Source organism: Terrisphaera buseokensis (assembly GCF_047521145.2).
Classification (GTDB): Bacteria; Verrucomicrobiota; Verrucomicrobiia; order Opitutales; family Opitutaceae; genus ER46.
Window position 1 is genome coordinate 1,458,818 of the sequence record NZ_CM134186.1, and the last position, 26,184, is coordinate 1,485,001.

Sequence of the window (26,184 nt, forward strand, 5' to 3'; positions counted from 1 at the left end):
GCCGCGCCAACGGGGCGCTTCACCGCACGGTGGCGATGACGGTGTGCTCGCGGCCGTCATCGCTGAGCGCAAAGCGGCTGCCCTCCACGGCGCTGCCGTCGACGGAAAGTTTGAGACCATCGGGTGAATCCGTCGCGCCCCGGACGATCGTGATGTGATACATCGACTGCCGGTGGCGGTAGTGGAGCGTGTACGTGGACCAGCCCTGCGGGAGCCGCGGCACGAGCTTGATGCTTTCGCCCTCGCGGTGCAGGCCGAGCAGCGTTTCGACCAGCAGCCGGTACATCCAGCCGGCGGAGCCTGTGTACCAGGTCCAGCCGCCGCGCCCCACGTGCGGCGCCACGCCGTAGACATCCGCCGCGACGACGTAGGGCTCTACCTTGTACGTGGCGATCTGCGCGGGTGTACCGCCGTGGTGAATCGGATTCAGCAGGTTGAACAGGTCCCAGGCCCTCTCCGTTTCACCGAGGATCGCGTGCGCCATGACCGTCCAAATCGCGCCATGGGTGTATTGTCCGCCGTTCTCGCGCACGCCCGGGATGTAGCCTTTGATGTACCCGGGATTCAGCGACGAGGTGTCGAAGGGCGGGTCGAAGAGCTGAATCAATCCAGCGTCGCGCCGCACGAGCCGTTGATCCACGGCCTGCATGGCGGCACGGGATCGGGCTGGTTCGCCGGCGCCGCTGATGACCGACCAGCTCTGCGGTAGAGAATCGATCTGGCACTCGGGGTTGGAAGCGGAACCGAGCGGCGTGCCATCGTCGAAATACGCGCGGCGATACCACGCGCCGTCCCACGCCTGTTGTTCGATGGCCTGCTGGAGTTGCTGCGCCTGGCTGACACAGCGCTCGGCAAACGCGTGATCCTGCCGGGAGCGGGCGACTCCGGCGAACTGCTGCAGCACGTCGTAGAGGAAAAACGCCAGCCACACGCTCTCGCCGCGACCTTCGTTGCCCACGCGGTTAAGGCCGTCGTTCCAGTCACCGCAGCCGATCAGCGGCAGGCCGTGCTCGCCGAAGCGGAGGCCGCGCTCGATGGCGCGGACGCAATGCTGGTAAAGCGTCGCGGTCTCGTCGGAGCGGTGCGGCAAATCGTAATACGCCTCTTCGTCCGGCAGCACGGCGCGGCCCTCGAGGAACGGGATCTTTTCGTCGAGCACGCCGGTGTCGGCGACGGCGTTGACGTAACGACAGGTCACATACGGCAGCCACAGGAAGTCGTCGGAAAAATGCGTGCGCACGCCGCGTCCGGCTGGCGGATGCCACCAATGCTGGACGTCGCCGTCACGGAACTGCCGCGCCGCGGCGCGGAGGATCTGTTCGCGCGTCAGCGTCGGTTCGGCGTGCACCAGCGCCATCACGTCCTGCAATTGATCGCGGAAGCCGTAGGCGCCGCCGGACTGGTAGAAGCCGGTGCGGGCCCAGATCCGGCAGCTCAGAGTCTGGTAGAGCAGCCACCCGTTGGCCATGATGTTGACGGCGGGATCGGGCGTATCCACGGAGACCGCACCGAGCACGCGATTCCAATGCGCCCACACGCCCTCGAGCGCGCGCTGGCCGGCGTCGGTGCGACGGAATCGCTGGACCAGCGCGTTCACGTCACCGGGATTGCGACCCGCGCCGAGCCGGAACGTGACCTCGCGCTCCTGGCCATCGGCGAGATCGCAGGTCACCTGCATCGCTCCGCACGGATCAAGTCCCGCGCCGACCTTGCCGCCCAGCCGCGTGCGTTTCATCGCGGCGGGCTGGGCCAGGCTGCCGTTGCGGCCGATGAACTCCTTGCGATCGCCGGTGAGCGTGCGCGTCGCGTCGGTGACGTCGATGAAAGCGATGCGATCGGGAAACTCGGTGTTGTACGCGTTGCGGGCGGTGAGGGCGCCGGTCTTGAGGTCGATCTCGGTCTGGACGTGCAGGAGCGTCTTGTGGCGCAGATCGCCGAGCACGAATTCCCAGTAGCCGGTGACCGTGATCTTGCGGGGGCGGCCCGACCCATTGCGCAGTTTCACGACGGTGAACTTCACCGGCGCGTCGATGGCGACGTAGACCCACACCTCGGACGTGATGCCGAATTCGGTGTGCTCGAACACCGTGTAGCCAAAGCCGTGGCGGATCACATACGGCGTGGCGCCGCGGGCGGGCGAGGGCGTCGGCGACCAGTACTGCCCGGTGTTTTCGTCGCGCAGGTAGAACGCCTCGCCCGTCGCGTCCTGCACCGGATCGTTGTTCCAGGGCGTCAGCCGGAACTCGTGGGCGTTCTCCACCCACGTGTACGCACCGCCGCTCTCCGAAACCACCGTGCCGAAATGCGGATTGGCGAGGACGTTCACCCACGGCGCCGGTGTGACCTGGCCCGGCTGGAGGGTGATTACATACTCGCGACCGTCGCGGGTGAAGCCGCCGAAGCCGTTTTGATAGATCAGGTCGCGCTGCTGCGCGGGCCGCGGTGCCTCGGCGAGATAGGAACGCGAGGGCACCAGGAACGGTATCGGCGTTTCGGGGACGCTGCGTTGCTCCAGTTGTTCGTTCAACGTGCCGTTGGCGTCGTCGAGGAGGATGCGGGCGACCGACTGCAACAGCACGCGATCGTCGTTGGGAATCTGTTCGAGCCGCCGGACAAAGATGCCGCCGGGCTGGTCGAGCATCTGGGCCTCGATGCCGGAGGAGATCAGGCTCGTGATGTCGTCGTGAAGCGACTGCCGGTAGACGGAGACATCCTCGTTCACGATGACGAGCTCCACGGTCAGGCCCTTCATGCGCCAGTACGAGTGGCCCTTGATCAACTGTCGGACGAGCTCGATGTTCTTGGTGTCGCTGATGCGGAGCAACACCAGCGGCGCGTCGCCGGAGATGCCATAGCTCCACAGGCCGTTCTGCCCGCGGCGATTGGTGCGCAGGGCGCTGGATGACGCGCGACGCGCGGGATCGGCGTAGAGCAGCGCGCCCGCCAACCGGCCGAACAGCTGGGCTTCGGATTCCGTGGCGTTCAGGTGGCGCAAGGTCACCTGGCTGTGCGTCCAGGCGAGCTCGAACGCGCGGTCGCCCATCCGGGAGTTCTGATATTTCTCCACCAGCGCGAGCGCGTGTTCGCGGCTGCCGGTTGCGCCGATCACGAGATCCACGACGACGGAAACGTTCGGCATGAGCGTCACCGTGCGGCGCAGGGCGACGACGGGATCGAGCACGGAGCCGGCAGTGTTGGACAACGCGGCCCCCGGTTGGAGCGCTGCGGGCCGCACCAGCGATCCGTTGCGGCCGACGAAGCGCGCGCGATCCGTCTCGCATGAGATATCGCCATTCTCGCCGTGGGCCAGCAGCAGGTGCAGCAGCCACGGTGGTTTCTCCTCCTGCGAGCGGGCCCGCCGCGTGCAGAGGATCGCCGACGAGACCGGGATGAATTCAGTCTGGACGAAGAGATTGCTGAACGCCGGATGGGCCGCGTCGGCCGCGGCCGGTGCGAGCACGACTTCCGCGTAGCTGGTCAGCTCGATGACCCGGTTGGAGGTCGAGCGGTTGACGAGCGTGACCCGGCGCAACTCCACGTCGTCCTCCGGAGACACACTGATCTGCGTGTGCGTTTCAATCTCGGCGTGACGCTGGCGAAACTCCGCGCGGCCCTCCGTGAAGATCGCCTCGTAGCCCTTGGTTGGACGCAGCGTTGGTTGGTGCGCGGCTGACCAGACCTCACCGGAGCTCGTGTCACGGAGATAGACGAACGTGCCCCAGCTGTCGCGGGTCGCGTCCTCCCGCCAGCGCGTGACCGCGAGATCGTGCCAGCGACTGGAGCCGCCGCCGGCGCTGCTGACGACCACGTGGTAGCGTCCATTGGAAAGCAGGTGAACCTCGGGGGCGCGGGCCGACGGATTGGCGAACACGCGCATGATGCCCTTCGGGTCAACCGAGCGGCGGCCCGATTCCTCGAGTTCGAGATCGTCGGCGAAGACGTTTGCGGCCGTCTTCGGGACGCGTTCCTGCAGCAGCAGGTCGGCCGCCTTGAGCAGCGGACACGCCGAGAAGCGGCGCTGCATCGGTTGGTCGCGGAGCAGGTAAACAAGCGCGAGCAGGCTCATGCCCTGGTGGTGCGCCATGTAGGATCGGATGACGGCGCTCGTCTCGTCCGGTGGCAGGCGCGAGGGCGTGTAGTCGATCGCCTCGTAGAAACCATAGGCGCCGTCGCGGCCCTCCGCGGCGAGGCGCTGCAGGTTCTGGCAGGCGGCCTCGGGCGCAACCATGAGTGCCATGGCCGTGGCGTAGGGCGCGATCACGAGATCCTCGGCGAGGCCGCGTTTCAGACCGAGGCCGGGCACGCCGAAGGCGCGGTATTGATAATTCAGATGCACGTCGGTGCGGTTGTAGCCCGACTCGGAGATGCCCCACGGCACGCCGCGCGCGGCGCCGTATCCGATCTGCTGACGCACGGCGGCGCGGCAGGTGTGGTCGAGCAGCGTGCCTTCGTAGGACGGCATGACCAGCTGCGGCATCAGGTACTCGAACATCGAGCCGCTCCACGAGATCAGGATCGGTTCACCGCCCGAGGCCACGAGGAGGCGTCCGAGGGAGAACCAGTGATCCTGTGGCACCTGGCCCTGCGCGACGGTGACGTAGCTGCACAGCCGGGCCTCGGAGGCCAGCAGGTCGTAGTAGCTGGCGTCGCGGCGGTGTTCGCCGACGTTGTACCCGATCGAGAACAGATTGCGTGCGGCATCGAACAGGAAGGTGAAGTCCATGGTCGCGAGGTCGTCGGCCTGCCGTGCGAGGACTTCGAGCGCCCGGAGGTAGTCGCGCGCGTGATCGCCGGCCTCCCGCAGGAGCTCAGTGCCCGGTTCCAACTGGGCCAGTTCACGCAGCGTCGGCAGCCGATCGATTTGATCGGGGATGGGATCGGCCCCACTGCGGGCTTGATCGCGGTGGGCGCGATCGCGCAACCACGGCGCGAGAAAGATCAAGTCGGCCCGTTGCTCGGTGCAGTTCTGCGTCAGGACCCGGACCCAGCGCTGCAGCTCGCCTTCGTCCGCACTGAGCCTCGAGGGCAGCTCCGCGAGCTGCAGGATCGCGCGTTCCAAGCGGTCATAGGCGGCGGAGAGCGTGGCGGGCACGTCGCTGAGCTCATCTTCAAGCCGGATCAGATCGGCGTTGTCGGGAGCGAACGTCCGCGCCACGCCGACGGTGTCGCGCAGGCCGGAGAAAATGCGGGCGTCGAAAATCGTCGCGTCCATTTGCTCGCGCAGTCCTGAACCGAGCGTCAGGAGGTGGCCGGCGAGGTTGCCGCTGTCCACGCTCGAGATGTAGAGCGGCTGCAGCGGGCTGAGCGTGCGGGTGTCGTACCAGTTGTAGAAATGGCCGCGGTGCCGCTCGAGGCGCAGCATGGTGGTGAAGGCGTTGCGGGTGCGCTCGATGAGCCCGCCGAGGGACAGGTAGCCGAAGTCCCGCGCCGCGAGGTTCGCGAGCAAGGCGAGTCCGAGGTTGGTCGGGGAGGTGCGCGCGGCGATGGTCGGGGCGGGCACTTCCTGAAAATTATCCGGCGGCAGCCAGTTCTCCTGGGCCGTCACAAACGTCTCGAAGAAGTTCCAGGTCTTGCGCGCCGTGTGCTGCAGGAAACGCTGCTGCTCGGCGGAAAGATCCGGCGGCGCCGCCACGATCGGCCGGCTGATCCACCAGGCCATCCACGGCGCGACCGTCCAGAGCGCCAGCAGGGGAGCGGCAAAGGCCACATGTTCGGGGTGAATCCGGAAAAGCAGGACGCCGGTGGCGATGGCCACCGCCGGGGCAATCCACATCGCGAGATAGAAGCTGGTGAGATCGGAGCGGCTCGACTGTTCCGCGTCGCTCGACGTCTGCCATTCGAGCAGGCGGCGGCGGGTCACGAGCAGGCGAAACAGTGTCCGGCCGATCGCGTCGAGGCTGATGTACGCGTCGTAGGGCAGGAACGCGAGGGCGAGGAAGATCTGGCAGACCTGGCGTCCGCACGTCCCGGCGGTTGCGCGCAGGTGCAGTGACCACGGCAGATCGTCGGGCCGGCGGAAGAACGCGATGGCAGCCGGCAACAGGCCGGGCAACGCCACTGTGGTGAGCACCACGAGCGGACCGAGGCCGGCGAGCGGGCCCGAACCGAGCCAGCTTCCGAGCAGCAGGATCATCTGCGCCACGGGCACGAGGCTCCGGCGGAGGTTGTCGAAGATCTTCCAGCGCGACAGCCCTGAGAGCGGATTGGCAATCGCATGCGCCTCCGGTCCCGGCACCCGCGGGAGCAGCCACTGCGCGATCTGCCAGTCGCCGCGGATCCAGCGGTGGCGGCGGCCGATGTCGACGTTGTAGCGCGACGGATATTCCTCGTAGAGCTTCAGGTCGTTGATCAGGCCCGAGCGCGCGTGCACGGCCTCGAGCAGATCGTGGCTCAACACGGTGTTTTCGGGGAAGCGCCCGCCGACCGCCCGCTCGAACGCGTCCACGTCGTAGATGCCCTTGCCGATGAACGAGCCCTCGTGAAAGACATCCTGATACACATCCGAGACCGTGCGCGTATACGGATCGATGCCGGCGTCACCGGCAAACAACCGCGCGAAACGGGAGCGGCCGGCGCCAGGCAGGCTTACGCCGACGCGCGGTTGCAGGATGCCGTAACCCGCCGTGACGATGCCGCTGACGGGATCGAATACGGGGCGGTTGAGGGGATGCGCCAGTGTGCCCACGAGCTCACGCGCGGCGTCGCGGGGCAGCTGCGTGTCGGTGTCGAGCGTGATGACGAATTTGACCGCCGGCAGGATGTCGGTCTGACCGACGATGGTGGAGAACCGCCCGCGCGGTCCGCCGCGGAGGAGGGCGTTGAACTCGGTCAGTTTTCCACGCTTGCGCTCGTAGCCCATCCAGACGCCCTCGCTCGGATTCCAGCGGCGGGGACGGTGAAAGAGATAGAAGTGGGTGTGCTGGTCGTCCGGATACTTGGCGTTCAGCATCTCCACGCCCGCCGCCACGCGCGCGACCAAAAATTCGTCCCCGGGCATCGTCTCGGCGGTGCTGTCGCGGAGATCGGTGAGCAGCGCGAAGTGCAGCAGCGGGTCGCGGTTCGCGAGGTAGTGAATCTCGAGCGACTCGATCAGGCGGTCGACGCCGTCCGCGCTGCCGAGCATGGTGGGGATCACCACCATCGTCCGGCAGTCGGAAGCAATACCCTCGGAGAAATCCAGCCGCGGCATCAGGCGCGGCTGCAGGAGCAGGGTGGAGATCCAGTTGATCACGGCCACCGCCACCTGGCTGGCGCAGAACAGGACGACGGCGGTGAACGCAACCAGCGGCCAACCCCGCAGCTCATGGCCGCGCGCGTAGTGCCAGAGGGCGTACGTCGCCCCCGCGCTCAACGCGGCGATCCCGCCGGTGTAGAGGGCGAGCGGGAAGCGGTGGATCGCGCGTTCGACCCAGGCGCGGCCCGGCCAGCGGATGCCGGCGATGCTCGCGAGCTGGGACTGGCCCCGGTCGATGAGGTAGTAGCCGACATGCGCGCTGCGAGCGGTGCGGCCGTGTTCGAGCGCGCTCCGGTCTGCAAGGGCGATGGCGCAGCGGGCGATCTCGACTTCCGTGAGATCAGAATGGCGCGCGAGTGATTCGACGGCGTGCCGGTAGCGATCGCGCGTCGCGAAATCCATGTCGCTGTAGACGTCGGCCGGATCGCCGCGCAGTGTCGTGTCGACGAGACTCAGCGTCTCGACGAATTCCTTCCAGTCCATCGCGCTGAGGAAACGCAGGCTGCCGATGCTATGGCTGACAGAGACCTGATCGGCGGCCTGGTTCTGGCTTTCCTGATGGACGAGTTGATCCATCGAAAGGCCCTGCTCGACCAGCCGCTGCTCGAGCCAGTTGCGGGCAAGGTGGAGGACGGGATTCTGCCGCGAGAGTCGCGCGCAGAACTCGGCGACGAACGAGCTCGAAAGCGGCACCTCCGATTTCGCCATGTCGGAGACGACGGTCACGAGGAGCGAGGGATTGGTTTCCGCCATGTCCTGCAGGCGATCGACCCACTCGTCGGCGAGATTGCGATCGAGGCGGGCAATCGCGAGCCGGCTCGTGATGCGCTGGAGATTCTCAATCAATCCGAGCCGCAGCATGATCGGGATCGCCCATAGTTCGCCGAGTTTCAACAGCTGCACGCCCTGATACGCGGCTACGAAACTCGTGAGCTGGCCGGCGTCGACCTGGGCGTCAGTGTGCGAGATCAGTTCCAGCACGATGTCGTAGACCCGCGGGAGTCCGGCCGAGGGCCCGGTGAGCAGGCGGGGCAATTCCTGGCTGTAGTTGCGCGGCAGATGCCGCCGCGCCATCTGAATCTGCTCCTCGATGAGATAGAAATTATCGAGCAGCCATTCGGCCGCCGGCGTGACCTGCCGGGTCTGGTCCACGGCGACTGTCGCGCGGTTGAAGTCGCGCAGGATCCGCTCGTTTTCGTCGAGTCGCGGCAGCAGCGGGTTGCCGCCGCGCGCCGTGACGATCGTGTGGCCGGCGGCCAGCGCCTGCGCGTGGCGGGCGAGTTGTTCGACACTTAACAACTCGGAACGCAGCGGTGGCTCGCTCGCGCGCAGGCGCGGGAGCATCGGTTTTGGAATCCAAGACTGCCACCGTAACGATCGGTTTTGCATCAAGCGGTTGCTGGAGGTACCGACCCTCACTCCGGTGCTTTGGTTGCCGTTGCGGACGAAACTATTTGCACAACGTCGAAGCAGCCGGGCCAACGCCCCGCGTCGCGCCGACGAACCGCGCGGCGAAGCGCGTGTCACTGCGCTTTGCCGCCACTCACGACCATCACGCTTCATGGCCAAAAAATCTGAATACCCCGTCGTCCTCTCGCGTTCGCCGCACCGGGCCGCCGTGCGGCGTGGCGGCGCTTCCCGATGGATCTGATTTCAGGCAGGCCCTTCTGGCCGTTGCGCAATGGTCTGATCGCGAGCTATCCCGCGCTGGAGTCGTCCGTCGCCTGTGAGGTCGTCGTGCTCGGGGCGGGGATCACGGGTGCCCTCGTCGCGTGGCATCTCGCCGAGGCGGGCGTGAACGTCGTGGTGGTGGATCAACGCGACGTCGCCACCGGCAGCACCGCCGCCAGCACCTGCCTCCTGCAATATGAAGTGGACACGCCGTTGCGGCACCTGGTGCAACAGGTGGGAACGGATCACGCGGTTCGCGCCTATCGGGTGTGTCGCGCCGGTTTGGAGGCCATTGCGCGGATCGACCGGAAGCTCGGCCGCGGTCACGGCTTTCAACGCACCGAGAGTCTGCAGGGTGCCAGCCGGCAGGCGCATGTGCCCGGGTTGCAGCGGGAGGTGGCGCTGCGCCGCCTGCACGGGTTCGACGTAGAGTGGTGGTCGCGTGCGCACCTCGCGCGGGAGAGCTCTCTGCCGTATGCCGGCGCGCTGCTGGCGCGGGATGCGGCGCAGATCGACGCGCATCGTTTCACGCATTCGCTGTTGCGGGCCGCGGCCGCGCGCGGCACGCGGATTCACGATCGCACGCGGATTGTTCGGCGCGGCTCCAGCCGTCGGGGCATCGCCCTCCACACCGATCAGGGGCACGTGATTCGCGCGCGGCACCTCGTGGTCGCCACGGGCTACGAGACGGCGCCGTATCTGGCGGACGCGCTGACGTCGTTGGTCGGAACGTTCGCGCTCGTGACGGAGCCGCGCGCGGATTTTCCGGGCTGGCCAGGCGACCGCCTGATTTGGGAAACGGCGCGACCGTATGTGTATTTGCGCCGGACGGACGATGGGCGCGCCATCATCGGCGGCTACGACGAGGCATCGTGCAATCCGCGGCTCAGGGCGAAGCTGCTGCCGCGGAAAACCGGTTTGCTCGCGCGGCGGTTCCGTCAGCTGCTGCCCGAGTCACAGTGCGAGGTCGCCTATGCGTGGGCGGGAATGTTTGCGGAAACGCCCGATGGCCTGCCGTACATCGGCGTGCATCCGCGGGTGCCGCACACGTTCTTCGCGCTGGGTTACGGGGGCAACGGCATCACGTTCAGCGTCGTCGCGGCGGAGATCATCCGCGATCTCGTCTGCGAGGGCCGCAGCCGGGACGCGGAGCTGTTTCGTTTTGATCGCAACGGCGCGCCCTGAGTCGGAGCGGACGTTCGCAGGTGGAATTATTCCACTGCGGCAGTTTTACACGAACCGCTTGGCGTTTCGGTGTTCAGTCCCCTCACGCGCCTCCGTTCGCGCGTGCGGTGGAGTGTCATTTCAACCGCGGCCCTGGGAATGTTCAAAACCCGAACACAGCATATGTCATCCATCCCGACCCTGCACGCCCTGCTCATCGACGAGATCAAAGATCTCTTTCACGCCGAGAACCAACTGCTCAAGGCCCTGCCGAAAATGGGCAAGGCCGCCACCAATCGTCAGCTCAAGGCCGGATTTTCCGCCCACCTCACCGAGACGCGCGGCCATGTCACGCGACTCGCGCAGGCGCTCAGGATCCTCGGCCTGCCAGCGAAGGGGAAACCGTGCCACGCGATGATGGGCCTGGTCGAGGAAGGCGCCGAAGCCATCGCGACCAAGGGGCCTGATGCGGTGCGCGACGCGGCGCTGATCGGCGCGGCGCAACGCGTCGAGCACTACGAAATGGCCGGCTACGGCACGGCGCGCGCGTTTGCGCAGGCGCTCGGCGAAAGCCGCGTCGCCGCTCTGCTCCAGGCGACCCTGGATGAAGAGGGTGACACCAACAAAAAACTCACGGCCATCTCCGAGGTCGTGAACGCCGAGGCCCTGGCGGCCGGCGGTGAAATCGCCGCCCCGAAAAAATCCCGGAAGTAACCGTTCCGTTCACGCCATCGTTCAACCCCCATCCACCATGTCTACATTCCTACTCGTACTCCCGCCGATCGCCGCTGCCGGTTATTCCATGCTCTATCTCCTCTTCGGTGGCGGCCTGGCCGGCGCCGTCGTGATTTTTGTCATCGCAAAAGTCTTGGGCAAATAACCCCGCCGCCGCGAAAGGACCATCGGTTCGTCGATCGCTCCGCCCGCCGGCACTCTCTGCATCACCGATTAATTTCACCCTATGAATACCCACTTGTCCCCTGCCGCCGCTGTCACCGATTCCCCTCTATTCACCCGGGAGGTCCGCGCAGTCGAAGGGAGGCGTCGCGCTGTTTGCTGGGGCGCCATTCTCGCCGGCCTCACGGCCGCTGTTGCATTGGAGGTTCTCTTCATGTTGCTCGGAGCCGGACTGGGTTTTGCGATCTACAGCCCGCTCACCGATTCCAATCCGGTGGCCGAACTCGGCGCGGGTGCCGCCGTCATTCAAGGCCTCAGTGCCGTCGTGTCCCTGTGGTTTGGCGGCTGGGTAGCCGGTCGATTCACCCCGGTCGGGGCCCGCGCCTCCGGGTGGCTGCATGGCTTCAGTGTCTGGGCGGGTGCCACGGTGGCGGGCGTCCTGGTCGTTGCCGTCGGTGCGGGCTGGGCGCTGGGTGACTTGTCGAAACTCGTGGGTGGCGGCCTGGCGATGGCGGGTAAACCCGCTGCCGCGATCGCGGCCGGTGGCGCGGACCTCGCCAAGGATGCCCTGAAGCAATCGACCGACACGATGAGCAGTTTCGTGGACGAAGCCGTCGGCAACCGGCCGGCCAGTTCGAACGCTAACCTGACCGCGCGCGCCAAACGCGAGGTTTCGCTGGCGGTGGGCCGAGTGTTCAGTCCGATGCCCTCGTCCGTCAGCCCCGCTGAGAACCGCGCCGCCTTGGTCAAGGCGCTCGTCGACCACGCGGGCCTGAACCAGCCCGACGCGGAGCGTGCGGTCACCGAGTGGACCGCCACGTATGATCGGCTGAAAGCGGATCTGGCCGCCGCGAAGAATGACGCGGAACAGAAGGCGCGCGAAGCTGGAGAAAAAGCGGCCAAAGCCCTCGCAATCTTCTCGCTGTGCTACTTCGTGGCGCTCGCACTCGGTGCCGCCGCCGCGACCATGGGCGGCAATCACGGCGCCGCGTGTGCCACGCGCTGCGATTCGCGGGAGCCCGCGGTCGTTTGATTCCGGATACAGCTGCGATCCGTTTTCCTCGCGGACCGACGCGGCAAGCGCGCGGTCCCGAGGAAATGTTTGCATAGACGCAACGAAGGAACAACCGAAGGACGCGCGACGGGTCTTAGGAGCATGTTCATGCAAACTGCCTCCCTGGTTAAGCCGCTTCTGTCCGATGAGGCACCGCGGCGTTCGGTCACCCGCCGGATGTTGGATGTACGCACGCACGAGATCGCGGTGCGCGCCGGTCGGATTCCACCGCATGTCACGCAGTCCGACTACGAGCAGGCGAAGCGCGAGCTGACGGGCTTCGGCGATGCCGAGCGCCAGGATGCGGTTCTCGAGCAGGCATGAAAAACCCGACGGCAGGTAGCCGTCGGGTTGAGCTGTAAACTGCGTCCAAACCGGCGCAGCGCGGTGCGGTGGCGCTTAGTTGTTCCGGCGCGACACCAGGATGCCGATCAGGACGCCGAGGCCGGTGGCGATGGCGAGCGACTGGTACGGGTTGGCGCGAATCGTTTCGTCGGTGTAGTGTGCACCGGCGACGACCTTCTTGCGGGCACTGGCGCACGCGTCGGTGAAACGTTCCTGCGCGACGGCGTAGCGGGTGCGGAGCGAGGCGAGCGCCTCCTCGGAATAGTCGGAAACTTTGTCCGCGACCATGGCTTCGGTTTCTTTCACCAGCGCCTGAAGATCACTGAGCAGTTCCTGGGGCGTGGCGGAGTTTTTGTGTGTTGGCATGATGAGTGAGGGTTGAGTGTGACGATGGACCGGCGTGGCGCAGGCTGGTGCCGTGCGTCACGCCGAATGGACTGTAGACATTCGACGACTGCGGCGCGTTGTCCCTCACACGCCGCTTTACTGAGTTCATCGCGGTGAACGCGGCAGCTTGGGGACAAGCTGCCCTACCGTCGCTCAGATTTTCCGACGTGCGCTCAGGAGGATTTCGGGCCGCGCAGCAGACCGCCGGCACCGACGAGGACGGCGACGATGCCGCCCAGCAGGAGCCAGATCGTGCGATCGGTGGGCGAGCCCGTGAACATCCGAGAAAAATCGGATCCGAGGGAATTCGAGGCGCTGACGCCGTAGATAATCAGGACAGCGCCGCAGGCGACGAGGACGAACGAGATGGGACGGTTCATGGAATTGGGAGTGAAGTTCAGGAGGCTTCCTCTTCCTCGGTTTCCAGCTGGGCGCGGAGCATCCAGGCCGCTTTCTCGTGCTGCTCCATCAACCCGGTGAGGAAATCCGCGGTGCCTGCATCCTTGAAGCGATCGACGCAGGCTTCGCTGTCGGTGCGGAGCTGCACAATCATTTCCTCATGGAGCGAGAGCAGCTCGGCGAGCATGTGTTCGGCGGGCAGGCCCATGCCGGGATCCGCCGACGAACGCGCGGCCTTTGCGAGATCGCCCCAGTTGCCCCGAGCGCCAACGCCGATGGCGCGCGCGCGTTCGGCGACGTCATCGATCCACTGCGCGATCTGGGTGTACTGTTCCTCGAACTGCTGGTGCAGACTGCGAAACTCAGGGCCGGTGACGTTCCAGTGATAGTCGCGGGTTGTGGCGTAGAGCACGTATTCGTCCGCGAGGAGGAGATTGAGCATCTGGCCGACTTCGAGGCGGGCCTCATCGTTAATGCCGATATTTGTTTTCATGCGTGGAGGGACACTGAATTGAAACTTGAAACGCCGCGGGAGCGTGGCGTCACAGGGAAGTGGGAATGGAAGCAGGCGGGTGCGGCGCGAGTGCGCCGGAGGCGGGAGCGTGGCGGGAAAGCAAACGACGGCGGGAAACGGCCTGGGTGGAGGCCGCGGGATTGGCGACCTCACGCAGCAGCAGCGGCTTCGCGCGGACAATGGGCGTAGTGGCTTTTCTGGGACGGCGTTTGCTGTTTGGCGGCATGCGCGAAGGGGTGGCGTTCACGACGCGGACATGGTCCGCGGGGACTGCGACCAGAGAGCGTCACCGGTGGCGTTGCCGCTCTCCGGATTTTCGAGCATGTGCCGCAGCGAGGCCGCGGCTTCTTCGTGCTGGCGGATCATGTCGGCGAAAAATGCGGGATCGGCGACTTCACCACACTGATCCGTGCGGAGCTGTTCGAGCATCTCGTCGTGCAGCGCCACGAGTTCGATGAGCATGGCGTCGGTGCCCAGCCGCCGGCACGGATCGTTGCCCTCGCGGGCTTTGCGGACAAGGAGCAGGACGTTGTTCATGGGGGGGGGAAAGTGGGGGAGGCCCGGGTGGCGGGCCTCCCGTTTCCGATCAGAGCGTCGACAGGCCGGAGGCGGCGCAGCCGGATCAGCTCTTGATCGACATGTCGTTCGTGACGGACTTCACGCCGCGCACGTCAGTGGCGAGCTTGGTGACGAGCGCCTTCTCGGCGTCGGAACCGGCTTCGCCGGTGATGACGACGACACCGTCGTTGGTCACGACCTTGGTCTTCAGCGCGCTCGTGGACTTGTGGCTGAGCAGGGCGTACTTCAGCTGGCTGGTGATGGAGGCGTCGTCGATCTTCTCGCCGACCGTCGTGCCCGCGGGGGAGTCCTTCACCATGATGTCGTTCTTCACCGACTTCACGCCATCGATGTCGCTGGCGTACTCGGCGGTCAGTTCCTTTTGCGCGAGCGTGTCGGCGGTGCCACTCAGGGTCACGATGCCTTCATTGACGGCGACCTTCGTGTTGGTCGCGCTGACGTTGCCCTTGACGAGCAGGCGGCTGCGGACCTTCAGCGCCATCCAGGAATCGGAGCGCTCGGGATGGTCGGACTTGATTTTGATTTCGTTGGTCACGCCGACGACGCCGGGAAGGTTCTCCACGGTGTCCGCGGCGAGGGCCTTGTCGCCGCTGTCCTGCACCGTGCCGGTGAGGGTGACGACGCCGTCCCTGGCCTTCACCTTGACGTGATCGGCGAGGACGGTGCGATAGTTGTACGAGGCCTTGGCGGCCTCCTCGATCTTACGATCGGTGGCGGAATCCGCGAAGACGGCGGCAGGCATGACAAGGAGAGTGAGGAGCGTGGTGAGGTTTCGTGTTTTCATGGACTAGGGAGTTACTTTACGCCCCGCGCCGCTCTGCCGCCATGGGGCACAGACCTACCGCGGGGTGCTCGCGTGACGGTTGCGCGGCGGGCCGTCGAGGCAGCCGCGGTCAATTTGGCGCGCGGGTCCGGCGTTGTTAGCACAACACCCCATGTCCGCCGCGACGCGGCTGCGCTAAGGTGGGCGCATGGTCGCTCCCGCTGATCGCTTTGCCCAGGTAGACTCCACACTCGAACATCCCGCACCGTTTCGTCGCAACGCGACGGCCCGCGAGGAGGCGCTGCACGACGCCGATCTGGTGCAACGCTTCATCGCCGGCGATGGCGGAGCCTTCGATGAAATCATTCTGCGCTATCGTGAGCGCATGTTTTCCGTGGCCTTCGCCGTGCTGCGCAATCGCGGCGACGCCGAGGAAATCGCGCAGGACACCTTCATCCGCGCCCACCGCGGGTTGGTCAACTTCCGCGGGGAATCGTCGCTGGCGACTTGGCTGCATCGCATCGCGCTCAATCTTGCCCGCAACCGCTACTGGTATTTTTTCCGCCGCCACCGGCACGCGACGCTTTCACTCGATGCATCTACGACAGACGACGGGCAGGCTTCGTTTGCGGACATGGTGGCGACCGATGCGGCCGGACCGGAGCGCGAGGCGCTGACCAGCGAATTCTCGTCCCTGGTGGCGACGTGCATGGAACGCCTCGGTGATCCGGCGAGGACGATTCTCACGCTGCGCAACGGCTTGAACCGTTCGTATGGCGAGATCGCCCGGGAACTCGGCATCAGCGTCGGCACGGTCAAGAGCCGGATTGCCCGCGCCCGCGCGAACCTGCGCGTGCTGCTCGCGGAAACCTCACCTGATTTCACCCCGGCCGTTCCCGCCGTGACGTGGTTCGGACCGATTCGTCACGCGCGTGGCGGCGCGATGCGTTGTGCGTGAGATGGGATGTGAGCGGGTCGAATGACCCGCTCATCCGGGAGCGCAGGCGTCCCGCCTGCATGCATCCCTGCCGGCCGGAGGCCGGCGCTCCCGTGGGCCGCGGCCTGCGGATTCCGACTCAGCTGACCCGGGCACCGGCGATCGGCGCGACGGCAACTGGATCTGACTTTTCCACCGCGACGGCCCGAACCGCCGGCTGACGCTGCCGGCGCGTATCGCCGATTTGGCGGAGCAACGCGACCGGCGTCAGCAGGATGATTTTGATATCCAGCGGCAGCGCGACGTTCCGGGCGTAGTGCACATCGAGACGAATCATCTCCTCAAACGTGGTGCGGTTCTTGCCCGAGACCTGCCAGAGGCCGGTGAGCCCGGGCACGGCGTTGACGCGTTCGCGTTGCGCCGGCTGCGCCTGCTCGAATTCTCCCGGGAGGCAGGGGCGCGGACCGACGACGCTCATCTCGCCGCGGAGCACGTTGATCACCTGCGGTAACTCATCCAGGCCGGAGGCCCGCAGCATCCAGCCGCCGGGAATCAGCCGTGGATCGCGCTGGCCGTCGAGCTTCGCCATCGGCGTGTTGGCGGCCATCAGCTGCTTCATGTGGTCGAGGTGGATCGTCGGGTCCGCCGCGACCTGCATCGTGCGAAATTTCAGGATGGTGAAACGCCGGCCCTGGAGACCGACGCGTTCCTGCCGGAAAAAAACCGGGCCGCGCGACACCAGTTTCGTCACGGTCATCATCACGAGCGCGCCGACGGCCAGGATGGGCAGCGCAAGCAGGGCGCAGGTGATGTCGGTGCTGCGTTTCCAGCGGGGCATGACCGACGAGCGGCATGCGGCTTTTGTCGGAGGGCGGAGCGGGAGCGGAGAAGTATCCATGGGAGGCGGGGTGGGCTCGCGGCGAACTGACAGGCATTCACCTCGTCAGTTCACGCGAGCGGCCACGGAGAGTAGCCGCACCGGACCCGGGCTGCGATGGGGTCTTGCCCTGCCGGTACGATCGACCCTGAACCCTGGGTATGAACGGCGGACTCCTGTGTGGGTACCCCGCCCACAACGGCTACAGTTCAACGGCAACTGCTCAATGGTGAGCACGGCGGCTTGGGGACAAGCCGCCCTACCATCGCTGAAGCTCCTTCGACGCGCTCCCTTTCCTGCTACACGATCGTCACCTGTACCCGACTTTCAATGACGCCGGCGGCGATGGCGTAGCGCGTGAGTCCGGCAATCTCGTGGATGTTCAACTTGTCCATGAGGTGCTGACGGTGTTTTTCCACCGTCTTGATGCTGATGCCGAGAATGTCCGCGACCTGCTTGTTGGCGGAACCCTCCGCCACCAGCTGCAGGACTTCGCATTCGCGGGCGGTCAGTTGGTTGCGGTTGGCTTTGACGTTCCCGTCGCGACTCCGGGGCTTGTCCACCTCGGCCTGCATGCGGCGCGCGATCGAGGGGCTGAAATAAGTGCGGCCGGCGGCGACCTCGCGTATGGCCTTCGTCAATACCTCAGCGGAGGTCTGCTTTTCCAGAAATCCGACCACGCCGGCCTCGTTCATCCGCTCCACGTACACGTCGTCGCTGTGGGCGGAGAGAATGATGACGCGCGCGGCGGGATTGGCCGCGAGGATTTGCCGGGTGGCCTCCATGCCGTTGAGCACCGGCATGGCAATGTCCATCAGGATGACGTCGGGCCGCTGGGTCTGGGCCAGCTCGATGGCTTCGCGGCCCGTGCGCGCCTCGCCGACGATGTCGAAGTTGCCGTCGGCATTCAGCAGCGCCCGCAGGCCCTGTCGTACGATGGCGTGGTCTTCGACGAGGATGAGGGAGATCTTTTTGTGGGAGGTCATGGTGTGGGCTTTTTTGATTTAAAGGGGATGTCGGCCTGCACGGTCGTGCCCGTGCCGGCTTGGGAGTGGATGGTCAGCGTGCCGCCGATCATCTGGATGCGTTCCTTCATGCCGACGAGGCCGAGGCGCTTGGGATTTCTCGCGTCGAGGAATTTGCCGACGTGGAACGCCTGGCCGTCGTCGCTGATTTCCATCCGCACGCGGCCCGCGTGTTCCCGGATTTCGATCCGCACGTTGCTGGCCCGCGCGTGGCGGGCGACGTTGTTGAGCGCCTCCTGGGCGACGCGGAAGAGCACGGTCCGCGCGGGGCCGCCGAGTGTCTCGACCCCGGCGAAGGCGGTTAACTTGATTTTCAGTTTCTTGCGCTCGGCCAGGGTCTGGCTGAACGCGTGCAGCGCCGGGATCAGGCCGAGATCGTCCAGTACCGCGGGCCGCAGTTCGCGGGCGAACCGGTGCACGGCATGGACGGAGTTCTCGACCAGCCGCTGCGCGTGGGCGATTTTGGATTTCTCCAAGTGCAGGCCCACGGCCGAGCCCCGGTTGAGGGCGGCGAGTTCGACGTTGATGCCGACGAGCGTCTGGACGACCTCGTCGTGGAGTTCGCGGCTGATTTCCTTCCGCTCGTCCTCCTGCACCGAAATGATCTGGTGTGTGAGCTTGCGCAGTTTCTTCTGCATGCTGTGCGATTCGGCGAGCATGGTGCGATATCGCTCCTCGCTCTTGCGAATGGCGGCGAGTGAGGTCGCGAGCTCGCGGTTGGTCGCGGTGAGCTTGGCGGTGCGGTCCGCGACAGCGTGCTCGAGCTGGTTCGCGCGGTCGGAGAGCTGGGCCTGGGCCGTGCGCAGGGCGGCGTCCGCATTGCGCAGCGTGGTGATGTCGCGAAACAGCACCGCCACATGGCGGTGCTCGGCCGGGCCGAGGCGGAACGCGAAGACGTCGAACCACCGGCCGAGGGCTTTCGCCTCATTGATGAAGCGCACGGGTCGGCCGGTGCGCGCGACCTGCGCGTAGACCTTGTACCAGTGCGATTCATGGTGCGGTGCAATCTCGCTCATCCGTCGTCCGGTGGCTGCGGCGATGCCGGTTTGCTTTTCGAACGACGGATTCACTTCGATGAAACGATAGTCCGCGGGTTTCCCGCCTTTGGACGGCAGCATTTCGATGACGCTGAAGCCTTCGTCCATCGAGGCAAAGAGCGTGCGATAGCGTTCCTCGCTGAGGCGCAGGGCTTCGTCGAATCGTTTCCGCTCGGTGATGTCACGGATGTTACACTGGATGACCTGATGGTTGTTCTCGCGGTAGAGATTGCTGACAAACTCCACCTCGAGACGTTTGCCGGATTTCGTCTTGAGCGGGAGATTTTCGTAGCGGATGAAACCGCGCCGTTTGAGCGCGCGAAACACGGCCAGGCCGGCGGCTTCGTCCTTCAGCAGCCCGATCTCCCACAGCTCCTTTTTCAGCAGTTGCGGGCGCGAGTAGCCGAGCAGCCGTACGATGAACGGATTCGCGTCGGTGATCTTCCGCGTATCCGGATCCAGGATCAGAAATCCGTCCTTCGCCGCTTCGAAGAGCCGGCGGTAACGCCGCTCGGAGCGGCGCAGTTCCGCCTGGTAAACGAGCAGGTCGGTGACGTCGTGGAACCCGAGCAGGATCGTCCTGGGCTTGCCGCCATATTCGTTCAGCACGCGGGCGTTGAGCAGCAGGCTGCGCTGGCCGATGCGTTCGAATTGATGCGAAAATTCGAAGTCGTTGAAGTAGCTCCGGCGCGGGATGACGTCCTCGAGCAGGTGGCGCAGGGTGGGAATGTTCCACGAGCCGTGATCGAGCGCGAAGAGCGACCGGCCCCTGGTTTCGGCCGTGGTGAGCTTGAACGTCCGGTAGAACGCGTCGTTGGCGGATTGGAATTTCAGATCGGCGCTGAGGATCACCAGTGGATTCGGCACGGTGCGGATGATGGCCTCGGCGTGCTCGTGCTCTTCCTTCACCACCTGCTCGGTGCGCTTCAGCGCGGAGATGTCCACGAGGACGAGGACCGCGCCATCGACGCGGTTGTCGGGCGTCAGATACGGCCGCACGCGCAGCGAGTACCAGCGTCCGTCCTTGTCCCGCACATCGCGCTCGAACTGCCGGACGTGGGTGATGACGCCGGTGATGAGGCTTTCGATATCGGGGACCTGGAGATTGTGGCGAAGATGGCCGATCGGACGACCGACGTCGGTGGCCATCAGGCCGAATTGTTTTTCGGCCTGGGCGCTGAAACGCCGGATCGTCAGATCGCGTCCCAGCAGCACGATCACGAGCTGGGTCGACGTTTGCAGATTGGTGAGATCGTTGTTCAACCGGCCGAGCTCGGTGTTCCGATTCGTCATCTCCTCGTTGACGGTCGTCAGTTCCTCATTGGTCGACTCCAGTTCCTCCTTCGAGGTTTCGAGCTCCTCGTTCAGGCTTTGCAGTTCCTCGTTGGCGGACTGGCCCTCCTCGTTGGCGGCCTGCAGTTCCTCGTTGGCCGACTCCTGTTCCTCCTCGATCGATCGCAGGTAATCGCGGGTTTCGGTGAGTTCGCGTTCGAGCTGGAGGATGCGCCGGGAGACCGCGTGCTTGGTGCCGGCGTGCGCCGTCCGGACATCGGCCTCGGCGTCCGGTGGCGGGTACGCCGCCGGGGCGGCGCGCCCGGCCTTGGTGGTGGTTTCGAACCAGACCAGAAAGCAGCGTTCGCGAAGATTCTTCAGCGGCACGACCTGGATGGCCACGTGCTGGATGCGGCCCTCGAGTTTGACCGGGATGTTTTCGCGGCGCGCGGTCTTGTTTTCCTTTTTCGCCTTGGTGATCGCGGCGCGCAGCGGCAGCAGTAGCCCGTCGCGCGCCATCTTCAGCAGATCGAAACTCGCCTTGCCCGTGGGCGGCACGAGGTACGCGCCGGTCTGGCCGCGGAACTGGAGGATCTGCAGATCGGCGTTGATCAGCACGCCGGGCGGGGCGAACTGGCCGACCATGAGACGGTCCGCCTCGCGTTGCGGATCGAGTTCACCGCGGTAGGCGTCGGTCGTCCGGCCGGAGGTGGCATCGCGGACCGAGAGCGCGCGCGGCGCTTTTCCCGGAGCAGGGTGGCCCGCGGTGTCGGCTTTCACCGGCAGCTGAAAAGGGAGGGTCGGAGCCGCTTTCCGCACGAATATTTTCTGCTTCTTGTCCACGGGTTCAAAGAGGTTGGTGAAGGTGCCGATCGATTCGGAGGCGCCGAGAAAGAGGTATCCGCCCGGCTTGAGCGCGTAGTGAAACGTCGGCAGCGCCTTTCGCTGCAGGCTGGGCTCGAGGTAGATCATCAGGTTGCGGCAACTGATGAGATCCATGCGCGAGAACGGCGGATCGCTGATGATGTTCTGGCGGGCGAACACGACGAGCTCGCGCAACGGCTTGATCACGCGGTAGCCGCCTTCCTCCTCGACGAAGAAACGGCGCAGCCGCCGGGGCGACACGTCCTGGAGGTGGGTCTTGGCGTAAAGCCCCTGGCGGCACTTCTCCAGATTGGTGTCGTTGAGATCGGTGGCGAAGACCTGCAGGGTGCGCGGCCGCACGGATTTTTCCGCGACCTCCGTGAACGCCATCGCGAGCGAGTAGGCCTCCTGCCCCGTGGAGCAGCCGAGCACCCACATGCGCAGCGGGTCGTCGTGGTTCTGCTGCAGCAAGCGTGGAAACACCTTGCGGGAGAGCACGGCGAAGGCGTCGGCGTTGCGGAAGAAGCTCGTCACGCTGATGAGCGTGTCGGAGTAGAGCGCTTCGATCTCCTTGCCGTTGCCGACGAGAAAATCCGCGTACGCCCCCAGCGTGTCCATGTGGCTCAGGACGGCGCGGCGGGCGATCCGGCGCTGGATCGTCGGTGATTTGTAGAGCGTGAAGTCGACCCCGCAGTGCTGCCGCAGCTGCTGCAGGATGCGCTCGTATCCGGGATTGTCATGCGTCGCCGGGTCGTTGGCCGGACGGTGCCTGGCGGTGGCCGCGCGGCCGCGTTGGGCAACGGCTCGGGCGGTCGCGGCCGGAAATGCGAGGTCTGTTCCCGCGAGGGCGGGATGCCGGGCGATGCGCGCGAGTTCGCGGGCGATCGCGGCCGGCGGCAGGACCTGGTCAACGCAGCCGGCGTCGGCCGCGCTGCGCGGCATCGAGGGGTAACGGGCGGAGTTGTCCTGGGCGAAAGTCAGCCCTCCCGCGGTCTTGATGGCCTCGAGGCCGAGCGTTCCGTCGGTCGCCGTGCCGGACAAAATCACGCCGATGGCGCGCTCGCCCTGGTCCGCGGCGAGTGATTCGAAGAACGAATCGATCGAGCGCGCGGCGACCCGGTTCTGCGCGCGTGGGTGAAGCTTGAGCACGCCGCGCTCGATGCCGAGACGCGTGTTGGGCGGGATGATGTAGACGTGGTTCGCCTTCACCCGCAGACGATCGGTCACCTCGAGCACCGGCATCGCCGTGGTCCGCGCCAGCAGCTGCGTGAGCCCGCTCGCATGCTGCGGATCGAGGTGCTGCACGAGCACGAAGCCGAAGCCGGTGTTGAGCGGCAGCTCTTGTAGCAACTGCGTGAACGCTTCGAGCCCGCCGGCCGACGCGCCGATCCCCACGATCGGAAAGCGGCGGCGCGCGGCCTTCGGACTGCGACGCGCAACAGCCTGACCCCTTCCGGAAGGGGTCAGGCTGTTGCGCGTTGCGTCGGGCTTGCTCGCATCCCGGGGCGGACGGGAAAGTGTGGTGGCGGTGCTCATGAAGCGAGCGGTCGTGCACCCGCAGTTGCGGCCCCACGGTGGAACCAACGACGGTGCGTGAACGAACGAGGCCTGCGTGTTTCGGAAAACCTAACCCCGATTGATGCCAATGGCGATACGGTATTACCCTACTGACCCGGTAGGAGCGGGTGAGGCGGGTTTCACCCCATAGGAGGCGGACGGCGTTGCGCGTAGCATGAGGGGAACTTCAACCCAGGCTCATCATGTCACTCGTATCAGTCGTCATCACCCTCATCGTCGTCGGAATTCTGCTCTGGCTCATCAACACGTTCATTCCGATGGACGGAAAGATTAAGAGCATCCTCAACTTCGTCGTGGTGGTCGCGGTCGTCCTCTGGCTGCTGTACGGCTTCGGCGTGCTCGGCCACGGTGACATCCGGCTGCCGACGGTGAAGTAAACGTCGCTTTCGCGCGAACCGCTCCTAATCTGGAGAGCGCAGCCGCGGGATGAGTGTCATCGCGTCTGCCTATCTCTCCCTTTCCATGCAAAAAACACGAAAATCCGTCGCGAAGCGTTTCAAGCTGACTGCGACCGGCAAACTGGTGCGACGCACTCCGGGCTTCCGGCATCTCCTCGGCGCGAAGAGCACGAAGGCCAAACGCCGTGCCTCGCGCGACAAACTCGTGGCCCCGGGCCACGCCGCGCCGCTGCTGCGGTGCCTGCCCTTTGGTCTGTAGCACGGGATGTGCTGGGAAGGCGGCATGGTAACCAACCTCCTTCCGCCCCCGGCCTTCGACGTCACGCTCCGCGTGGGCTGCAGTCTGGCGTACGAGGTCACCGGTTCGGCGATGCTGCTGCTCAACCTGAAGCCGCGGCCGGACCGCAATCACGCGGTCATCTTCCAGGCGCTCGCGCTGGGCCACAATCTCCCGGCGAGTTCATTTCTGGATACGCACGGCAACACCGTGTGGCGCGTCCAACTTGCGCCGGGCACGAACACCTTCCGGCACGATGCGATTGTCGCGGTCTCGTCGCGGCCGGACAATCATGACCTGCCGCCGGCCAGGGCGGTCCCGCCCGGCGATCTTCCGCCGGATCTCCTGCGTTACACGCTGCCGAGCCGCTACTGCGACTCGGACAAACTCGCCAACTTCGCATGGGAGAAATTCGGCCAGGTGGAAAACGGCCGCCCGCGGGTGACCGCGATCAGCCAGTGGATCCACGACAACATCGAGTACCGCTACATGTCGGGGCGGCCGGACCTCTCCGCCTGGGACATCCTGCAGCGCGGCTACGGCGTGTGCCGTGACTTCGCCCATCTCGCGATCGCCTTGAACCGCACGTTCAACGTGCCCGCCCGGTACGTCACGGGTCATCTGCCGGACATCGGGTTTCCCGATCCGGACAACCACATGGATTTCCACGCCTACGCCGAGGTGTACCTCGGCGGGCATTGGTTCACGACGGACGCCCGGTTTCACGCGCCACGCATCGGGCGGATCAAGGTGTCGTGCGGCCTCGATGCCGTCGACGGCGCCTTCTCCACCATCTTTGGCGGCGCGACGCTCTCGTTTTTCCAGGTATGGGCCTACCAGGTGCCGCGGGGCACGGTCGCTGTCGGCGACCCGCTCGATTTCTCCAAAAGGATCGACAACCGGTGGGTGGTGCAGACGGAAGCGCCGTATCCGAGCGGCGGATTCCCGCCGGACTCACCGTAGCGACGAGCGCGTTCGCAGCCACCACCAGGACCGAGCGTTGACTGCTATCGCGCCAGCAGCGCCTCAATCTCGGCGATCGTCACGCCCTGGCTGGTCTGTACGAACTGCATCGCGGCGTGCACCTGGGCTTCCGTTGCGCTCTGCAGCACGGACAGGCCGACGAGCATCTGCGGAATGTTCTCGGTGCGGGAACCGCCGACAAAAATCTCCATGGCCCCGTTGGCGGCCTGCTGGGTCGGGGTGATGGCGTGGGTCCGGTGGTACATGGGAACGGGTGAAACGCGGCCGCAACGACGTCGTCGCGGCCGCAGTTCAAACCTGGCGGTTACTCGCCCATGCCGCCGCCGGGATTTCCGCCCGCGGAGGCGGAGTCGGCGATCTCGGCGATCATGCACTCGGTGGTGAGGAGCAGGCCGGCGATGGACGCTGCGTTCTGCAACGCGGCCCGCGTCACCTTGGTCGGGTCGACGACCCCGCTCTTCACGAGATCCTCGTAGGCGCCCGTGCTGACGTTGTAGCCGTAGTTGCCCTTGCCGGCCGCCACTTCGGCGACGATCACGGAGCCTTCGACGCCCGCGTTCGCGCAGAGCATGCGCAACGGGGATTCGATGGCGCGGCGGACGATCTGCGCGCCGATGGCTTCGTCACCTTCGAGCGTGAGGGCGGTGATGACCTTGACGCAGCGCAGCAGGGCGACGCCGCCGCCGGGAACGATGCCTTCCTCGACCGCGGCCCGCGTGGCGTGCAGGGCGTCTTCGACGCGCGCCTTCTTTTCCTTCATCTCGACCTCGGTGGAGGCGCCGACGTGAATCACGGCGATGCCGCCCGCGAGCTTGGCGAGACGTTCCTGATATTTTTCGCGATCGTAGTCGGAGGTGGTCTCGTCGATCTGGCGGCGGATCTGTTTCACGCGGCCCTGGATGTCGGAGGACTTGCCGCCGCCTTCGATGATCGTCGTGGCTTCCTTGCCGACGGTGATGCGCTTGGCGCGACCGAGTTCGGCGATCCCGATGTTCTCGAGTTTCATGCCGAGATCCTCGGTGATGCACTTGCCGCCGGTGAGGACGGCGATGTCCTCGAGCATGGCGGTGCGGCGGTCGCCGAAGCCCGGGGCCTTGACGGCGCACACGTTCAACGTGCCGCGCAGCTTGTTCACGACGAGCGCGCTGAGGGCTTCACCCTCGAGATCCTCGGCGATGATCAGCAGCGGCTTGCCCGCCTTGGCGATCACCTGGAGGAGCGGCAGCAGATCGTGCAGCTGGGAAATCTTCTTCTCGTGGATCAGCACGTACGCGTCCTCGAGCACGGCCTCCATCGTGTCCGCCTGCGTGGCGAAATACGACGACAGGTAGCCCCGGTCGAACTGCATGCCCTCGACGACATCGAGCGTGGTTTCGATCGACTTCGCTTCCTCGACGGTGATGGTGCCGTCCTTGCCGACCTTGTCCATGGCATCGGCGATGATGTTGCCGATCGCGTCGTCCCAGTTGGCGGAGACGGTGGCGACCTGGCGGATTTCCTCGCGGTCGCGAACTTTGCGGGAAATGCGCGCGAGCTCGGCGACGACGGCCTCGACGGCCTTGTCGATGCCGCGCTTGAGATAGATGGGATTCGAGCCGGCGGTGACGCTCTTCAGGCCTTCCTTGAAGATGGCCTCGGTGAGCACGGTGGCGGTGGTGGTGCCGTCGCCGGCGTTGTCGGAGGTGCGCGACGCGACTTCCTTCACCATCTGCGCGCCCATGTTTTCAAACGGGTCGGGCAGCTCGATTTCCTTGGCGACGGTGACGCCGTCCTTGGTCACGGTCGGCGAGCCGAATTTTTTGTCGATGACGACATTCCGGCCTTTCGGGCCGAGGGTGACCTTGACGGCGCGCGAGAGCAGTTCGAGACCGCGGAGAATCTTGTGACGAGCGACTTCGTCGAAAATGAGTTGTTTGGCAGCCATGATT

At 65.7% G+C, this 26,184-nt stretch carries 20 protein-coding genes; 9 read left to right on the plus strand and 11 right to left on the minus strand.

What is annotated here, in order from left to right; all coding sequences use genetic code 11:
• Nucleotides 1-19: 19 nt before the first annotated feature.
• On the minus strand, nucleotides 20-8,578 hold the full coding sequence (locus ACLJEU_RS05305; protein WP_414660604.1) for a GH36-type glycosyl hydrolase domain-containing protein: 8,559 nt from the start codon (nucleotides 8,576-8,578) through the stop codon (nucleotides 20-22).
• 297 nt (nucleotides 8,579-8,875) lie between these two features.
• Here ACLJEU_RS05305 and ACLJEU_RS05310 point away from each other — a divergent pair, with 297 nt between their 5' ends.
• The 5 genes from ACLJEU_RS05310 to ACLJEU_RS05330 all read left to right on the plus strand — a co-directional run bounded on the left by ACLJEU_RS05310 (nucleotide 8,876) and on the right by ACLJEU_RS05330 (nucleotide 12,344).
• The gene (locus tag ACLJEU_RS05310; RefSeq protein ID WP_414660603.1) at nucleotides 8,876-10,090 is read left to right on the plus strand and encodes an NAD(P)/FAD-dependent oxidoreductase; all 1,215 of its coding nucleotides are present in this window, start codon (nucleotides 8,876-8,878) and stop codon (nucleotides 10,088-10,090) included.
• 162 nt (nucleotides 10,091-10,252) lie between these two features.
• A complete protein-coding gene (locus ACLJEU_RS05315; RefSeq protein ID WP_414660602.1) occupies nucleotides 10,253-10,783 on the plus strand; it encodes a ferritin-like domain-containing protein in 531 nt (176 codons plus the stop codon).
• A 37-nt stretch (nucleotides 10,784-10,820) separates the two neighbouring features.
• Nucleotides 10,821-10,949, plus strand: a complete 129-nt coding sequence (locus ACLJEU_RS05320; RefSeq protein WP_414660601.1) for a hypothetical protein — start codon at nucleotides 10,821-10,823, stop codon at nucleotides 10,947-10,949.
• A gap of 231 nt (nucleotides 10,950-11,180) precedes the next feature.
• Nucleotides 11,181-11,999 (plus strand): hypothetical protein, encoded by an 819-nt coding sequence (locus tag ACLJEU_RS05325; protein ID WP_414660600.1) that lies wholly within the window; start codon nucleotides 11,181-11,183, stop codon nucleotides 11,997-11,999.
• A gap of 129 nt (nucleotides 12,000-12,128) precedes the next feature.
• Nucleotides 12,129-12,344, plus strand: a complete 216-nt coding sequence (locus tag ACLJEU_RS05330) for a hypothetical protein (protein WP_414660599.1) — start codon at nucleotides 12,129-12,131, stop codon at nucleotides 12,342-12,344.
• A 75-nt stretch (nucleotides 12,345-12,419) separates the two neighbouring features.
• Here the strand turns inward: ACLJEU_RS05330 and ACLJEU_RS05335 are convergent, their stop codons facing one another.
• From ACLJEU_RS05335 to ACLJEU_RS05355, 5 genes are all read right to left on the minus strand, one after another.
• Complete coding sequence (locus ACLJEU_RS05335) at nucleotides 12,420-12,731, minus strand: DUF883 family protein (RefSeq protein ID WP_414660598.1); 312 nt, start codon at nucleotides 12,729-12,731, stop codon at nucleotides 12,420-12,422.
• A 194-nt stretch (nucleotides 12,732-12,925) separates the two neighbouring features.
• Nucleotides 12,926-13,132 carry a DUF3185 family protein gene (locus ACLJEU_RS05340; protein WP_414660597.1) on the minus strand — a complete coding sequence of 69 codons (207 nt, stop codon included), beginning with the start codon at nucleotides 13,130-13,132 and terminating at the stop codon, nucleotides 12,926-12,928.
• 17 nt (nucleotides 13,133-13,149) lie between these two features.
• Nucleotides 13,150-13,644, minus strand: coding sequence for a Dps family protein (locus ACLJEU_RS05345; RefSeq protein ID WP_414660596.1), 495 nt, complete (start codon nucleotides 13,642-13,644; stop codon nucleotides 13,150-13,152).
• Nucleotides 13,645-13,908: 264 nt separating this feature from the next.
• A complete protein-coding gene (locus tag ACLJEU_RS05350; protein WP_414660595.1) occupies nucleotides 13,909-14,202 on the minus strand; it encodes a hypothetical protein in 294 nt (97 codons plus the stop codon).
• A gap of 85 nt (nucleotides 14,203-14,287) precedes the next feature.
• Nucleotides 14,288-15,028: a BON domain-containing protein gene (locus ACLJEU_RS05355; protein WP_414660594.1), complete on the minus strand. Its 741-nt coding sequence runs from the start codon at nucleotides 15,026-15,028 to the stop codon at nucleotides 14,288-14,290.
• A 187-nt stretch (nucleotides 15,029-15,215) separates the two neighbouring features.
• Here ACLJEU_RS05355 and ACLJEU_RS05360 point away from each other — a divergent pair, with 187 nt between their 5' ends.
• Nucleotides 15,216-15,965 (plus strand): RNA polymerase sigma factor, encoded by a 750-nt coding sequence (locus ACLJEU_RS05360; protein WP_414660593.1) that lies wholly within the window; start codon nucleotides 15,216-15,218, stop codon nucleotides 15,963-15,965.
• Nucleotides 15,966-16,083: 118 nt separating this feature from the next.
• Here the strand turns inward: ACLJEU_RS05360 and ACLJEU_RS05365 are convergent, their stop codons facing one another.
• The 3 genes from ACLJEU_RS05365 to ACLJEU_RS05375 all read right to left on the minus strand — a co-directional run bounded on the left by ACLJEU_RS05365 (nucleotide 16,084) and on the right by ACLJEU_RS05375 (nucleotide 22,555).
• On the minus strand, nucleotides 16,084-16,782 hold the full coding sequence (locus tag ACLJEU_RS05365) for a sugar transferase (protein WP_414660592.1): 699 nt from the start codon (nucleotides 16,780-16,782) through the stop codon (nucleotides 16,084-16,086).
• Nucleotides 16,783-17,120: 338 nt separating this feature from the next.
• Nucleotides 17,121-17,807 carry a response regulator gene (locus ACLJEU_RS05370; protein ID WP_414660591.1) on the minus strand — a complete coding sequence of 229 codons (687 nt, stop codon included), beginning with the start codon at nucleotides 17,805-17,807 and terminating at the stop codon, nucleotides 17,121-17,123.
• Nucleotides 17,804-22,555: a chemotaxis protein CheB gene (locus tag ACLJEU_RS05375; RefSeq protein WP_414660590.1), complete on the minus strand. Its 4,752-nt coding sequence runs from the start codon at nucleotides 22,553-22,555 to the stop codon at nucleotides 17,804-17,806. The genes ACLJEU_RS05370 and ACLJEU_RS05375 overlap by 4 nt, the downstream gene beginning before the upstream one ends.
• A 224-nt stretch (nucleotides 22,556-22,779) precedes the next feature.
• Here ACLJEU_RS05375 and ACLJEU_RS05380 point away from each other — a divergent pair, with 224 nt between their 5' ends.
• The 3 genes from ACLJEU_RS05380 to ACLJEU_RS05390 all read left to right on the plus strand — a co-directional run bounded on the left by ACLJEU_RS05380 (nucleotide 22,780) and on the right by ACLJEU_RS05390 (nucleotide 24,235).
• Nucleotides 22,780-22,974, plus strand: a complete 195-nt coding sequence (locus tag ACLJEU_RS05380) for a Thivi_2564 family membrane protein (RefSeq protein WP_414660589.1) — start codon at nucleotides 22,780-22,782, stop codon at nucleotides 22,972-22,974.
• A gap of 85 nt (nucleotides 22,975-23,059) precedes the next feature.
• The gene (rpmI, locus tag ACLJEU_RS05385; RefSeq protein ID WP_414660588.1) at nucleotides 23,060-23,254 is read left to right on the plus strand and encodes a 50S ribosomal protein L35; all 195 of its coding nucleotides are present in this window, start codon (nucleotides 23,060-23,062) and stop codon (nucleotides 23,252-23,254) included.
• A 24-nt stretch (nucleotides 23,255-23,278) separates the two neighbouring features.
• Nucleotides 23,279-24,235, plus strand: a complete 957-nt coding sequence (locus tag ACLJEU_RS05390; RefSeq protein WP_414660587.1) for a transglutaminase-like domain-containing protein — start codon at nucleotides 23,279-23,281, stop codon at nucleotides 24,233-24,235.
• A gap of 44 nt (nucleotides 24,236-24,279) precedes the next feature.
• Here ACLJEU_RS05390 and ACLJEU_RS05395 read toward each other — a convergent pair whose 3' ends face one another.
• Both ACLJEU_RS05395 and groL read right to left on the minus strand, forming a co-directional pair.
• Nucleotides 24,280-24,501, minus strand: coding sequence for a hypothetical protein (locus tag ACLJEU_RS05395; RefSeq protein ID WP_414660586.1), 222 nt, complete (start codon nucleotides 24,499-24,501; stop codon nucleotides 24,280-24,282).
• A 59-nt stretch (nucleotides 24,502-24,560) separates the two neighbouring features.
• Entirely contained in the window at nucleotides 24,561-26,180 is a 1,620-nt protein-coding gene (groL, locus tag ACLJEU_RS05400; protein ID WP_414660585.1) for a chaperonin GroEL, read from the minus strand.
• Nucleotides 26,181-26,184 lie beyond the last annotated feature (4 nt).